The sequence below is a fragment of the Deltaproteobacteria bacterium genome, from assembly GCA_026388545.1.
Taxonomy (GTDB): Bacteria; Desulfobacterota; Syntrophia; order Syntrophales; family UBA2185; genus JAPLJS01.
The window spans coordinates 21254-34759 of sequence record JAPLJS010000125.1; the positions used below are offsets into that span (position 1 = coordinate 21254).

The window sequence follows — 13506 nt, forward strand, 5'->3', positions numbered from 1 at the left end:
AAATAAAAGATAAAAGAGGAGATGGATTATGGATATTCAGAATGTTTGTGTCTTAGGAGCCGGTTTGATGGGGAGCGGCATTGCTCAGGTATGCGCCCAGGCAGGTTTTCAGGTAACAATGAGGGATATTGAGCAGAGGTTTATCGACGCTGGGATGAATACGATAAAGAAGAACCTGAGCCGCGACGTGGAGAAGGGGAAAAAGACCCAGGAGGAGATGACTGCAATTCTGGGAAGGATCAAGCCGACCCTCACTCTTAAAGAGGCAGCCGCCAATGCCGACGTTGTGGTAGAGGTAGTTATAGAAGTGATGGATGTTAAAAAGCAGGTTTACAAGGAGTTGGAAGAGATCGTGCCTGCCCACTGCCTGTTTTTTACAAATACCTCCGGTCTTTCTATCACGGAGATGGCGGCCATCACAAAACGGCCGGACCGGTTTATCGGAACCCATTTCTTCAATCCCGTGCCGGTAATGCGCCTTCTGGAGATTATCAGGGGCTATGAGACCTCGGACGAGACCCTTGAGATTGCCAGGGAATGGGGGAAAAAGATCGGCAAGGAAGTCATTGTCGTGAAGGAAGCGCCGGCCTTTGCGGTAAACAGGATACTCTGTACCATGCTTAATGAGGCTTTTTTTACCCTTGATGAAGGTATTGCGAGCGCGGAGGATATAGACAAGGGCATGGTATTGGGCTGTAATCATCCGATTGGACCGCTCGCCCTGTCCGATCTTGTGGGGAATGAAACGCTCCTTCGCGTAATGGAGGGCATGCACAAAGAGATGGGAGATAAATACCGTCCGGCTCCACTTTTGAAAAAACTGGTCAGGGCAGGGCGTCTTGGAAGAAAAACCGGCAAAGGAGTGTACGATTACACAAAAAAATAGCTGCCCATAACATTATAAGATAATCAAAATATTAGAGTAAGGGGAGACTTATGAAGGACGTTTTTATTGTTAGCGCTGTGAGGACGCCGATCGGCAGACAGAATGGGTATCTGCGGAACTGGACAGCTCCCGAACTCCTGGGCGCTGCGCTGGATGAAGTTGTCCGCAGGATTGATCTCGATCCTGAAATTGTGGAGGATGTCATCACCGGCACCGTGTACCAGGTCGGTGAACAGGGTTTTACCCTGGCGCGCATGGGAGTGTTGGCCTCGAAGTTACCGATGACCGTCCCCGGCGTCTCGGTGAACCGTCAGTGCGGGAGCAGTCTCACCGCCATCCAAATCGCCCAAGGCATGATTGCTTCCGGGACAATGGATGTGGTGATTGCGAGCGGATGCGAATTTATGTCGAAGTACACCATGTTCTCGGATTTGAACGGCACCCTGTATACCGGCAAGCCCATGGGAAATCCCTTCGGGGGATATTACACGAGCAAATATGGCAATCCTGATCAGATCAAAGCGGCGCAAATGATCGCGGATAAGTGGGATATTACACGCGAAGAATGCCATGAATTTGCTATTGCGAGCCATAAGAAGGCCCACACGGCAACCGTCAACGGGCATTTCAAAAATGAGATTCTGCCCATGAAGGGTGTTGATAAAGACGGCAATGAGATCGTCCGGGATACCGATGAAACCATCAGGCCTGAGACAACCCAGGAGACGCTTTTTGCTCTTAAAGTTTTACCCAATACCCGATGGATAACCGTAGGGATAGCGAGCACCATCACAGACGGCTCATCCGCTGTGGTTCTCATGAGCGAAGAGAAGGTAAAGGAACTCAAGCTCAATCCGATTGCCCGGATTGTCGCGAGCGCCGTCATCGGATCAGATCCCGAGATCATGCTCACGGGGCCTATTTATTCAACCCCGAAAGTTCTGAAGAAAGCGGGCCTCGTCATGGATGATATCGATATTTTTGAAATCAATGAGGCCTTCGCGCCGATACCCCTTGCCTGGGTTAAGGAGCTACAGGCAGATCAGAGCAAACTGAATGTGAACGGCGGCGCCCTCGCCCTCGGCCATCCGGTCGGCAATTCGGGTTGCCGCCTTAGTGTCACGGCGATCAATGAACTTATGCGGCGTAAGGCCAGGTACGCGCTCGTTTCGCTCTGCACGGGCGGGGGAATGGCTCCTGCAACGATTTTTGAAAGAGTCTAAGAAAAGAAATCTCAAGGTAAAGATGCTTTTTTTATTTAATACGTCTCTGTGCTTTTCTTTTTTAGTAAGAGGAAGCCCGCTATGAAGCCATTGGTATCTTTAGTTCAGTATACCGGCAGTCCCGATTCTCTCAAAGAAACAATTGAGCTTTGCAGTGGATTTGAGAAGCTGGACAAGAATGCCGGAGTCCTCATTAAACCGAATCTCGTTACATGGGATAACCAGTTTACAATAGCGCCGTTCGGCGTGTTTACAACGACTCGGCTTGTTGAGGATCTGGTCATCATGCTCAAAGATTACGGGTGTAGAGATATCTCCATTGGCGAGGGATCGGTTGAATTTCAAAAAGGCACGGGGACCATGGATGCATATACAGGTCTTGGATATTACAAGCTGATTAAGAAATACGGGATCAAGCTTGTTGATTTTAATGTTAGCGAACCGGTTATCATGAATGTCCAGGACGGACTCACGCTCCATCTTGCAAAGGAAGCTGTGGAATCGGACTTCCTCATTAACTTTCCCGTGCTGAAAACCCACGCCCAATCGAAGGTATCCCTCGGACTGAAAAATCTCAAGGGCTGCCTGAAAACCTCTTCAAAAAAACTCTGTCATCACACAAACCTTGGCTTGGAGTACTGTTTTACATTCGTCGCCGATTGCGTAAAACCTGCGCTGACAATCGTGGATGGCATCTATGCCCTGGAGCGGGGCGCCCTTCATTTCGGAAACGCCTTCAGAAAAGAGGTTATCATTGCGTCCCGCGATATCCTTGCCGCCGACATGCTTGCGGCAAAAACCATAGGCTTCGACCCGCAGGACATTCTTCACTTCGTTGAGTATGGCAAACGGCATAACAAATCCTTGAACCTGGATGATTATGAACTTGTGGGTGAGGCGCTTGCAGATCATGTCAAACCTCTCAAGTGGGACTGGGGATGGACCAAAGACAACACCGGTCCCTCTGTCTTTGAAAAATTCGGTGTGACCGGCATCGCTGTCCCCAAATACGATGAAACCCTCTGCTCCGGATGTTCCCCGTTTGCCAACATGGTAAATATCCTTGTTTTATCAGCATTTAAGGGCCAGCCTCTTCCCAGCGTCGAGATCCTCAACGGCAAGAAAATGCAGGCGCGGCCGGGGTATGATAAAACCGTTCTCCTCGGTAATTGCATCATCAAGGCAAATAAGGAAAATATAAATATCCGGAAGTCGATAAAGGTGACGGGGTGCCCGCCAAACTCAGAGGATGTGATTGCGGCATTGAGGGATGCAGCACTTGATATTAATGAAACCGTATACTGGGATTATCTCAGACAGCAGGGTGAAAAATACGATAATCAGGACGGGTATTCCTGGGATTTCTATAAATAATCTGTTATCAAGAAACGAATCCCCAACCGTCATATTTTGATGCTTAGATTAAGGTGATCATTATGAAAGCAGCCTTTATTCAATTCAATCCTTTATTTGGTGAGAGAGAAGGCAATATCGAAAAAGCCGTAACACTCATTGAAAGGACCGATGCTGAGATCATTGTTCTGCCGGAGTTATTTAATACGGGTTATCTCATAACCTCGAAGGAGGAGGCATTTGATCTATCAGAGCCGCTGCCCGGCGGTAAGACCACAGAGGCATTGAGTGCAATAGCCCGCAAGAAAAACGCGCATATCGTTGCCGGCCTGATTGAAAGGCACAATGAGAATCTTTTCAATTCGGCAGTAGTTATCTCCCCCTCAGGGTATTTGGGAAAGTACAGGAAGATTCATCTTTTTAATGAAGAAAAACTGTGGTTTAAGCCGGGTGATATGGGGTTTAATGTCTTTGATATAGGGATATGCACAATCGGGGTTATGGTTTGCTTTGACTGGTTTTTCCCTGAATCTATGCGTACCCTCGCTCTCAAAGGGGCAGATGTAATCTGCCATAGTGCTAATCTGGTGCTCCCCTTCTGTCAGGATGCGATGATTACCAGGTGTCTCGAAAACCGTGTTTTTGCCGTTACGGCAAACAGGACAGGCGAGGAGAAGAGAAACGGAAAAAGCTTCTCTTATACAGGCAGAAGCCAGATAACAGCCCCGAATGCAACAATTCTGTACCGCGCAGGCGCCGAGACTGAAGAAATCGGTATCGCTGAGATAGATGTTACTTTGTCAAGGGACAAGAACTTGAATCGTTTTAATCATATTTTTCTCGATAGAAGGGAAAAGTTTTATCATTGATCCGCACTGAAACCGGTCCGGCAAATAGTGAACGTTTCAACCGTTACTCAATGTTCTCCAAGGCATGAAAGATGAAAGATAAAGAGAAGACAAAGTCGCAACTTGCAGAAGAGTTGGCAGAAATGCGCCGGCGGGTTGCTGCGTTGGAAAAATCGGAAACTGACCGCAAGCAGGCCGAGGAAATCTATAAGACCCTGGCGGAAAGCTCACTTGCAGCCGTATTTATCGTACAGGGCGGAATTTTCCGTTTCATTAACACAAGTGCAGCTGCGTATGTAGGTTACACACCGGAAGAACTTATAGGCCGGAACTCCGATACGATCGTTCATCCTGAAGACAGGGAGATGGTGAAGAGGAAAGGCCGTGAGATACTACGGGGTGAAGATACTACACCATATGAATTCAGGATGGTGACCAAAGAGGGCCAAATCAGGTGGATAATGCAGATAGTTACTCCCATCGAATACGAAGGGAAGCCGGCTATATTGGGGAATGCCATAGACATCACTGAACGCAAGGGAGCTGAGGAACTGTATAAGACTCTCGCGGAAAGCTCTCTTGCCGCAGTATTTATTATACAGGACGGGAAATTCCGCTTTGTTAATACCACCGCTATGGCCGATATCGGTTATACTCCCGAGGAGTTGATCGGTAAAGATGCAGATTGCTTTATACACCCGGAAGACAAGGAGGCGGTTGCGATAAAGACCCGTGCGATGCTGAAGGCGAAAGATCCTACGCCATACGAATATAGAATTGTCACCAAGCAGGGACAGATCATGTGGGTGATGCAAACGAGCACCTATATTCAATATGAAGGGAAGACTGCCATTCTTGGTAATGCAATGGATATCACTGAGCATAAGCGGGCCGAGGAGGCGCTGAGGGAATCGGAAGATAAGTTCAGGATTCTCGCGGAAAAGGCAATCGTCGGGGTTTACCTTATTCAGGACGGCGTATTTAAATATGTTAATCCCAGAGGGGCGGATATATTGGGGTATTCGGTGGATGAACTTACTATGAAGCCCCCAAAAGATTTTGTAGCTCCCGAAGATTGGCCGATGGTAAGAGAGTATTTTCGTCAGCGGCTCTCCGGTGAAGTTGATTCCCTTCACTACGAATTAAAAATGGTGAAGAAAGGTGGTGAAGTCATTATCGTGGAAGCTTATGGTTCACAGATAATATATAATGGTCAACCGGCAATCTTGGGGACCCTTCTTGACATATCAGACCGCAAGCGTGCCGAGGAAGAGCAGCTCCACCGTGAAAAACTTCAGAGTATCCTGGAAATGGCAGGAGCGATCTGCCATGAAATGAATCAACCCATGCAGATCATCTCAGGATATTCCGAGTTATTATTAAAGAATATTTCGGAAGATGATCCTATCCATGGCAAACTTGATATGATACACAAGCAAACTCAACGGATGGGTTCTATAACAAGAAAGTTAATGAAAATAAAAGAGTATCAAACTCAAGATTATGCGGGAGTCAGCCGAATTATTGATATTAATAAGAGTTCGGGAAAAGATGCTGAATAAACTGAAACTGCATATGAGAAGGTGGTCATTATGAATGAGAAAAAGATTTTAGTCGTTGACGATGAAGTTTCCATTCTGGATATGCTGAAAGATGCTTTCAGTTCAGCCGGATATACTGTATTGACCGCCGAAAGCGCTGAAAATGCAATAAAAATTTTCAGACAAGAAAGCATTATGGTCATGTTTCTGGACCTTAATCTTCCCGGTATGAGTGGTATGGAACTCTGTAAATTGATTAGGAAACAGAATCAAATTGGTATTATTTACGCCTTTACCGGCTATAGTAACTTTTATGGCTTGTTAGATTGTCGTGCAGCCGGTTTTGACGATTTTTTTGTTAAGCCTGTTAAACTTGATGTACTCTTAAAGGCAGCTCAAGAGGCATTTGAAAAACTTGAACGCTGGGAAATCGACAACTACGGGTTAACATAATATCAATGCCCACTCCACCGTAATACGCCAACCTCATAACAGAAGTTAACAGCAGTATTCCCTTTTAGACAAAATGTCGTGCAGGGAATATAAACCTCAACCTCTCTGTAACTCATTCTATAAGGACCTAACTCATGGCAGAACAACCTCCCTTCCTTCCTTTTGAAATTCCGGATCTTACATCCCGGAATATGAGAATAGGAAAAGAAGGCCTTTTGCAACGCTCCTTCTCTGTCGTTCCCGATGATTTTTTCAGAATCTATCAGAACGAACATCTCCCGTTGGAAGTCGAATTTCAACAAGAGGAAGCGCGTGCCAAAGTATTGCTCTATACAAATATCGACTGTCAAAAAGACGAATGGCAAGAGCTGGAATTCAAACGGGAAACGAGCAGAAGCTACAGATTATCATATAAGGCAAGGTTCTGCGGCAGCTATAAATTCAAATTAAAATATTCTCTTGATAACGGCAAAACCTGGTACTGGGACAGGGTTCCTTTCAGCCATGTAATTGTGGATCCGGAGGCCTTGAAGGATATCAGGATGTATACTTTGATACCGTCGGTTTCAGGTTCAATCAGCGACTGGATAGATCTTCTCCCCCACATCGCAGGGCTTGGTTTCAATGCAATTCATCTTCTGCCCATGACCAGCCTTGATTTTTCTGAAAGCCCCTATTCCGCTTACGATCTTTTTTCCATCGATAAAGCTTACGGCGGAAAAGAAAATACTTCCGGTTTTGCTGTCTTTGAAACATTTGTTGAAAGGGCCAGAGAACTGGGAATCCGGCTTTGTTTTGACCTGGTGCTCAATCACATAGGGATCAGAAGCAAAATGGTGCAACTATGCCCGGAGTGGATAGTGCCCGACAAGAGTGAAAAAGACGGTCTGAAGCGTTCCGGTTGCTGGCATATGAACTCATGGCTGAAATGGGGGGATCTTGTAAAAATATATTATGATCATCCCAATCCTGACATTCGCAGCGATATCTGGGATTATATGAACAAATATTCCCTGTTCTGGTCCCATTTCGCCCGGCTCACCGGTGGCATGATCCGACTTGACAACCTGCATTCAAGCCATGAAGGGTTTATCACGAACCTGCTTGAAGAGCTGCGCGGCGCCTATCCAGACCTGGTTGTTATGGCGGAGTTCTTTACAGATTCCAATACTATTCTGAAAAAAGCTGCTGAATGGCAGATCAATCTTTTTTTAGCCAATCAGTGGGAATACCCCTATGCTCATGATCTGCGGAATTATCTGCGTTACATTCATGGCATAGGACGGAAAGTACGCTTTTTTCTCCCCATTACCACACATGATACAGGAGTACCGGCCCAGCTTTTCGGCAAAGCAGAGGCTGCTGTGCCGCGCTATGCAGTGACAGCTCTCATGGGTACGGGACAAACCGGCATCGTTCAGGGAGTTGAATATGGGCATCCGGAGAAAATAGATTTTATCGGCAGGAAAGAAAAGTATACATTCCAGGAAAATGTGTATATCACTGAAGAAATAAGAAATATTAACCGAGTGCTTGCAGAATCATCCGTGTTTCATCAAGCCGGGAATGTGGAATTTATCGACGGCAGCCACGGCGCAGTGCTGGGCGCCTTGCGCCGCCCGGAGAAAGAACTCGACGGTGGTTATCTGATCTTTGCCAATCTTGATATTCATAATGGATATTGTTTACAGGTTAACCTTTCCTCTTTTATAAAGGATACAAATAAAATACACTTGGAGGACAGAATAAGCGGAGCCTGGTATGAATCAGAGGGTAGTGATATTAAGGTTGATATTGAGCCCTGCGGTATCAGGATATTGAGAATCGGGAATTAACAGAATAAAAAGTTAAGGAGACACTCCTTTGCCGACAGCTTCTCCCCCTTTCCCTTCCTGGCTGACCTCGTGGATGCAGACACAGAAAATTCCCCTATGGGGTGCGGCTGACCTTCACGGTTTTTCCACACCCAATGATGCACCAGGACAGGGGTTTCCATCCGCCCTTTCATGGGCTATTCCCATGAATCCCTTGATTATGGCCGGTATCCTGCAAGGCCCAAACCAGGCCTACGCTGATGAATATGCCGGAGTGAACGCCCGAATCAACGACCTGGCAGAGAGGCTGGCAGCCGAGATCAGAGACCGGGGCTTTCGAGCCAAACCTTTGGCTGCTTCAGAACGCACCGATACGGTAAATATCAAGGGAGATTTTCCTCACAAGACCGCGGCCACCCGGTCAGGACTGGGCTGGATAGGCCGCCATTGTCAGCTTATTACCCGCACCTATGGCTCATGGATTCGCCTGGGAACCGTGTTCACGGATATGATCCTCCCCTGTGGGCCGCCTGTAGAGCGCAACTTCTGCGGCCGCTGTACTCGCTGTGTCGCTGCCTGCCCTGCCCGTGCATTGAAGGGAAATGCCTGGTATCCTGGACTGCCGCGTGAGGACATTTTGGATGTCCAGGCATGCGATAGCTGGAAAAAAGAACACTACTTTCAGTACCTCAAGGGTCACACCTGCGGCATTTGTTCAGCGGTGTGTCCCTATGGATTGAAAGTGCTAAAAAATACTTGTTTCTCTCCGTAATTTTCACTTTTCATTGTGCATTGAGGGTGAGGGTTGGCGTAGTTGATAATTTTGAGCGAGGGTTGATTTTTTTAATTGATCTTCGGATTTTCTGTTTGTTATTATCTTGTGGTTTATCGAAGATAACCTGCTTTGTGATGGACGGCGTTGTATCGAAATTTTATTAAATACTGGCTTCCGGTTACTTTCTGGATGGGTGTTATCTTCTTGATGTCAACCGGAACATTCTCCTCAGAGCATACTTCCCGGTTTATTGTGCCGGTTCTGCATTTTCTTTTTCCCTGGCTTTCACAGCAAGACGTCGATATGATACACGGAATGACCAGAAAGGCCGGGCATGTTACCGAGTATTTCATCCTGGGACTTCTTTTCTTTCGCGCCTTCCGTGGCGAATCACCGCAGGCATGGCGCCTGCGGTGGGCAATATACGCCTTTATCGGCGTGGTGTTTTATGCGGTGACTGATGAGTTTCATCAATCGTTGGTTGCCGTAAGAACAGCTTCTCTTGTTGATGTAGGTATCGACTCAACAAGCGGTATTCTCTCTCAGATTGCGGTAATGCTCTGGCAACGCCGTTGCGGGAGAGTCTCTTCGTACTTTCTCTTATAAACGCTGTCCTTTCTGCCCGTTCTGAAATGAGAAAATAACGTCCTGTAAAGTTTTATCTAAGTCTTTCCATCAACACAACCTTCTGAGCGGAAATAAATTCACCTTGCATTATCTTTTTCACATGCTGTATGGGCTAACTATCTTTACTATTGACCGGCAAGGTCCATTGTTTTATACTGCTTGGCCTTGATCATATCAATGCTACTAAGCTTTCGTGAAAGGAGTTAAAAATGCCAGCAAAGAAATATTTCTTTACCTCTGAGTCAGTGACCGAAGGACATCCGGACAAGATGTGTGATCAGATTTCCGATGCCGTGTTAGACGACTTGATAAAACAGGATCCCTTTGCCCGGGTGGCATGCGAGACCTTCGTCACCGTTGGTTTGGTTATCGTAGGGGGTGAGATAACCTCTAAGGGTTACGTTGACCTGCCAAAACTTGTTCGGCAACTGGTAAAAGACATTGGTTATACGGACCCCTCGTATGGATTCAGTGCAGATACTTGTGCGATTTTGAATGCCATCGGCACACAGTCTCCGGATATTGCCCAGGGAGTGGATGTGGGAGGGGCGGGAGACCAGGGTTTGATGGTAGGGTTTGCCTGCAAGGAAACTCCTGAACTCATGCCAATGCCTATTATACTGTCTCATAAGCTCTGCAGCAGATTAGCAGAGGTGAGAAAGAAAAATATCCTTCCCTATCTTGGTCCGGATGGAAAATCACAGGTCACGGTGGAATATGAAAATGGCATCCCCAAAAGGGTGGATACGGTGATTTTAGCCAGTCAGCATACTGAAGATATACTTGACAAATCGGGAAAGACAATTACCCAAAAGGCCAGAAAAGAGATGATAGAAAAAGTGGTAAAGCCGGTGATTGATAAAGAACTTTTGGATAATAAAACCAAGTATTTTGTGAATGCCACGGGGAAATTTGTAATTGGCGGACCTCAGTCCGATACCGGCATGACCGGCAGAAAGATTATTGTGGACACCTATGGCGGCACAGTGCCCCATGGAGGAGGAGCATTTTCCGGAAAAGATCCCACGAAGGTAGATCGATCTGCCACGTATGCCGCCCGCTACATCGCGAAAAACGTTGTCGCCGCTGGCCTGGCGGATAAGTTGATGATTCAGTTAGCCTATGTCATCGGCGTGGCTGATCCGGTCTCCATCATGATAAATAGTTTTGGAACGGTAAAAATTCCTCATAAAAAACTTGAAGAACTGATTAGAAAGCATTTTCAGCTTACCCCTCGCGGGATCATAGAAATGCTGAATTTGAGAAGACCTATCTATAGAGAAACTGCCGCCTATGGCCACTTTGGGAGAACCGAGCCTGGCTTTACCTGGGAGAGAACTGACAAGGTGAAAGATTTAAAGAAGGATGCATAAAAGTTAGTGAGTTCGCATTTTTCGGAGGAATATCAATTTTAAACCATGGATAATCGATTTATTCCCTCTGTTTATCCGCCACCGGAGAAGAGAGAGCCGGCGTGGTGGTTCGTGTTCATGGACCACGGGATGATGGTCATGGAAGAAGGGGAGACAGTCTCTGTCCCTTTTATTAAAGACCTGCCTGAGCTCGGACTGCAACCGATCAGGGAATGGTATCTTGGGACCCGTGATGGCCGCCATTGCTATTGCGCCGATATCTCCGAAAATACTCCCGTTGCCGAAAGAATGGTTTTTCGCGGGTTAAGGTATCTGTATGGACGCCTTGAAGCGTCTCTCCACAAGATAGCAATGAAGGCATCACATATAATTGAGTGGGACAGGACGCGTCGTTATTGCAGCTGCTGCGGAAAGGAAATGGCTCGCGCAAAGGGCATGAACGCTAAAGAATGCCCGGGTTGCGGATTCTTGACCTTTCCACGCATTTCTCCTGCTGTCATCGTTCTTGTAGAAAAGGAGAACAGGGTGCTCCTTGCCCGCGTAAAACGATTTACCACGGAGTTGTACAGCGTCCTTGCGGGATTTGTCGAACCGGGCGAAACACTCGAAGAAACGGTGAGACGGGAAGTTGCAGAAGAGACTGGTATAAAGGTCAAGAATATCCGTTATTTTGGAAGCCAGCCGTGGCCTTTCCCCGATTCTCTTATGATCGGTTTTACCGCAGACTATGAGAGCGGCGAGATAAAGATTGATGAAACGGAAATCGCGGATGCCGGATGGTACGATCCTGACAGACTTCCCACCATTCCCGGGAAAATCAGTATTGCCAGAGAGTTGATCGACTGGTTCGTGAATGCGAAGGTAAGAGGAAAAGATACGAGGGTACTGAAGAAGGAGAGAAGATATAGCCCTGATGAGTAACAGTGAAGGAACTCGGTATCTCCTCTTCTTACATTCTATAATTGAATATACCTTTGAACATTTAGTCGGTTTAAGGGGTGACTAATGAAACTCAAACCACATGAACAGGGCGCCCTGAGTTCGCTGTGCGGTATATACAGCATTGTTAATGCCATGCGGATTATCAGGGGACTCAATAACGAGGAATCAAAAGAGTTATTTTCGCAGATTATTAGTTATCTTGAAGAAAATAAGAAACTTGCTGTTTCGTTAACGTCAGGAATCAGCATAACGGTGATGGGGAGCATATTCAAGGATGTTATCGGAGATAGAATACATCGATCCATTCCTTTCCATAAGCAGCCGACGGTGAGGATCGGCGAATTCTGGGCGGAGATGAAGAGATTTCTTGACGAGGAACGTATGAAAGGAGAAAAGAGGACGCTTCTCCTCAGCCTGGGTGGCGAACATGAACACTGGACTATTGCTCATAAAATTACCAAGAAACGAATCAGCCTTTTCGATTCAATTGGTTTGAGGCATCTTGACCGTCGCAATTGTACAACACGCACGGCATCTACCAGCAGACTCCATTTAATACATCCCACTCAAACCTATTTTTTAAAGTAACATTAAAAATGACTATCTCCCTCACGTCATTCCCGCGCAGGCGGGAATCCATGAAAAAACCGAATACCGCGTCAAGTGCGGCATAGCGTAAAATGTAAATATCTGTTATAGACACAACACCGTGCAGAGAAAGTAATGGCTGTACAGGTTTTCCCAAACATACATGTCAAGGAGAAATAAAGTATGAAAAAGCTGGAATGGAAGAGTCCACCTGAAATGCAGATTGACCCGGTCAAGGCATATAGGGCGGTTATTGAGACCAATAAGGGAGTTATTGAATTGGAACTGTATCCACACCATGCGCCTAAAACAGTTAATAACTTCGTCTTCCTGGCGAGGGAGGGTTTCTATGACGACGTATCTTTTCATCGAGTGATCAGCGATTTCGTAATTCAGGGTGGAGATCCGACAGGTACAGGGAGAGGCGGCCCCGGCTACAGGTTTGAAGATGAGTTGAAGGGGAATCCGTTAAAGCACGAAACAGGGGTGATTTCGATGGCGAACTCCGGGCCAAACACGAACGGAAGCCAGTTCTTCATTACCCATTCCCCTCAGCCGCACCTGGATGGAAGACACACGGTATTCGGTAAAGTAGTGAGCGGCCAGGAAGTCGTCGATGTAATTCAGCAGGGAGATACAATACTGAACGTAAAAATACACGAGGTTTAAAAAAAGCGGGGGCAGGGAACCTGCGAAATTCGAACGTTGATACGTTAAGAATACCCGGCCCCGGGTACACTGATTTGGCAATATGAAAATCGCTGACGTTAAGACCCGGCGAATTCGCGCCGGTACTTCTCGTCCAAGAGCTGGTTGATGCTTTCCATTATAATTCTTGTTACCTGTTCGAACTGCCTTTTATATTTCTGCTGTGATTCTTTGGAAAACAGTTTGAATGGTTCATCAATCCTGAATTCTCTCAACTGATTATCAAGAGAAAGGGGCTCTCCTACCCGGTAGATTATCCGCCCGCTTTTCGCAAAAGGCAAACTCCCTGTATACAACTGATCCGAATTATTACAACCGACGGGAAATATCCTTTTCCCCGTGTTCAGGGCAAGTTGCGCAATCCCTGTTTTCCCT

14 protein-coding genes are annotated in these 13506 nt (G+C 46.6%); 13 read left to right on the forward strand and 1 reads right to left on the reverse strand.

The genetic code is table 11. The features are described from left to right. Positions 1–34 precede the first annotated feature (34 nt). From NTW12_15590 to NTW12_15650, 13 genes are all read left to right on the forward strand, one after another. Positions 35–886, forward strand: coding sequence for a 3-hydroxyacyl-CoA dehydrogenase NAD-binding domain-containing protein (locus tag NTW12_15590; GenBank protein MCX5847753.1), 852 nt, complete (start codon positions 35–37; stop codon positions 884–886). Between the two features lie 50 nt (positions 887–936). After that, positions 937–2109, forward strand: a complete 1173-nt coding sequence (locus tag NTW12_15595; GenBank protein ID MCX5847754.1) for a thiolase family protein — start codon at positions 937–939, stop codon at positions 2107–2109. An 81-nt stretch (positions 2110–2190) separates the two neighbouring features. Continuing rightward, the gene (locus tag NTW12_15600; GenBank protein MCX5847755.1) at positions 2191–3483 is read left to right on the forward strand and encodes a DUF362 domain-containing protein; all 1293 of its coding nucleotides are present in this window, start codon (positions 2191–2193) and stop codon (positions 3481–3483) included. A gap of 62 nt (positions 3484–3545) precedes the next feature. Next, positions 3546–4331, forward strand: coding sequence for an acyltransferase (locus NTW12_15605; protein ID MCX5847756.1), 786 nt, complete (start codon positions 3546–3548; stop codon positions 4329–4331). A gap of 71 nt (positions 4332–4402) precedes the next feature. Then, complete coding sequence (locus tag NTW12_15610) at positions 4403–5872, forward strand: PAS domain S-box protein (GenBank protein ID MCX5847757.1); 1470 nt, start codon at positions 4403–4405, stop codon at positions 5870–5872. Positions 5873–5902: 30 nt separating this feature from the next. After that, positions 5903–6304, forward strand: coding sequence for a response regulator (locus tag NTW12_15615; protein MCX5847758.1), 402 nt, complete (start codon positions 5903–5905; stop codon positions 6302–6304). 134 nt (positions 6305–6438) lie between these two features. Further along, positions 6439–8139 carry an alpha-amylase family glycosyl hydrolase gene (locus NTW12_15620; protein ID MCX5847759.1) on the forward strand — a complete coding sequence of 567 codons (1701 nt, stop codon included), beginning with the start codon at positions 6439–6441 and terminating at the stop codon, positions 8137–8139. A gap of 28 nt (positions 8140–8167) precedes the next feature. Then, positions 8168–8890, forward strand: coding sequence for an epoxyqueuosine reductase (locus NTW12_15625; GenBank protein ID MCX5847760.1), 723 nt, complete (start codon positions 8168–8170; stop codon positions 8888–8890). Between the two features lie 147 nt (positions 8891–9037). Continuing rightward, positions 9038–9499 carry a VanZ family protein gene (locus NTW12_15630; protein ID MCX5847761.1) on the forward strand — a complete coding sequence of 154 codons (462 nt, stop codon included), beginning with the start codon at positions 9038–9040 and terminating at the stop codon, positions 9497–9499. A gap of 230 nt (positions 9500–9729) precedes the next feature. Beyond that, the gene (gene metK, locus NTW12_15635) at positions 9730–10893 is read left to right on the forward strand and encodes a methionine adenosyltransferase (protein ID MCX5847762.1); all 1164 of its coding nucleotides are present in this window, start codon (positions 9730–9732) and stop codon (positions 10891–10893) included. A 45-nt stretch (positions 10894–10938) separates the two neighbouring features. Then, entirely contained in the window at positions 10939–11814 is an 876-nt protein-coding gene (nudC, locus tag NTW12_15640; GenBank protein ID MCX5847763.1) for an NAD(+) diphosphatase, read from the forward strand. Positions 11815–11898: 84 nt separating this feature from the next. After that, positions 11899–12423, forward strand: a complete 525-nt coding sequence (locus NTW12_15645) for a hypothetical protein (GenBank protein ID MCX5847764.1) — start codon at positions 11899–11901, stop codon at positions 12421–12423. Positions 12424–12606: 183 nt separating this feature from the next. Then, positions 12607–13092 carry a peptidylprolyl isomerase gene (locus NTW12_15650; protein MCX5847765.1) on the forward strand — a complete coding sequence of 162 codons (486 nt, stop codon included), beginning with the start codon at positions 12607–12609 and terminating at the stop codon, positions 13090–13092. Positions 13093–13190: 98 nt separating this feature from the next. On the opposite strand, the gene NTW12_15655 is transcribed toward NTW12_15650, so the two are convergent. After that, positions 13191–13506, reverse strand: a 316-nt coding sequence (locus NTW12_15655; protein ID MCX5847766.1) for a hypothetical protein, incomplete at its 5' end; no start/stop codon positions are given.

What these genes read in the sequence shown, in the direction of transcription:
- NTW12_15595 (MCX5847754.1), top strand. Translation starts at nt 937, where the DNA reads ATGAAGGACGTTTTTATTGTTAGCGCTGTGAGGACGCCGATCGGCAGA.
- NTW12_15600 (MCX5847755.1), top strand. Translation starts at nt 2,191, where the DNA reads ATGAAGCCATTGGTATCTTTAGTTCAGTATACCGGCAGTCCCGATTCT.
- NTW12_15650 (MCX5847765.1), top strand. Translation starts at nt 12,607, where the DNA reads ATGAAAAAGCTGGAATGGAAGAGTCCACCTGAAATGCAGATTGACCCG.
- NTW12_15605 (MCX5847756.1), top strand. Translation starts at nt 3,546, where the DNA reads ATGAAAGCAGCCTTTATTCAATTCAATCCTTTATTTGGTGAGAGAGAA.
- NTW12_15615 (MCX5847758.1), top strand. Translation starts at nt 5,903, where the DNA reads ATGAATGAGAAAAAGATTTTAGTCGTTGACGATGAAGTTTCCATTCTG.
- metK (MCX5847762.1), top strand. Translation starts at nt 9,730, where the DNA reads ATGCCAGCAAAGAAATATTTCTTTACCTCTGAGTCAGTGACCGAAGGA.
- NTW12_15610 (MCX5847757.1), top strand. Translation starts at nt 4,403, where the DNA reads ATGAAAGATAAAGAGAAGACAAAGTCGCAACTTGCAGAAGAGTTGGCA.
- NTW12_15620 (MCX5847759.1), top strand. Translation starts at nt 6,439, where the DNA reads ATGGCAGAACAACCTCCCTTCCTTCCTTTTGAAATTCCGGATCTTACA.
- nudC (MCX5847763.1), top strand. Translation starts at nt 10,939, where the DNA reads ATGGATAATCGATTTATTCCCTCTGTTTATCCGCCACCGGAGAAGAGA.
- NTW12_15645 (MCX5847764.1), top strand. Translation starts at nt 11,899, where the DNA reads ATGAAACTCAAACCACATGAACAGGGCGCCCTGAGTTCGCTGTGCGGT.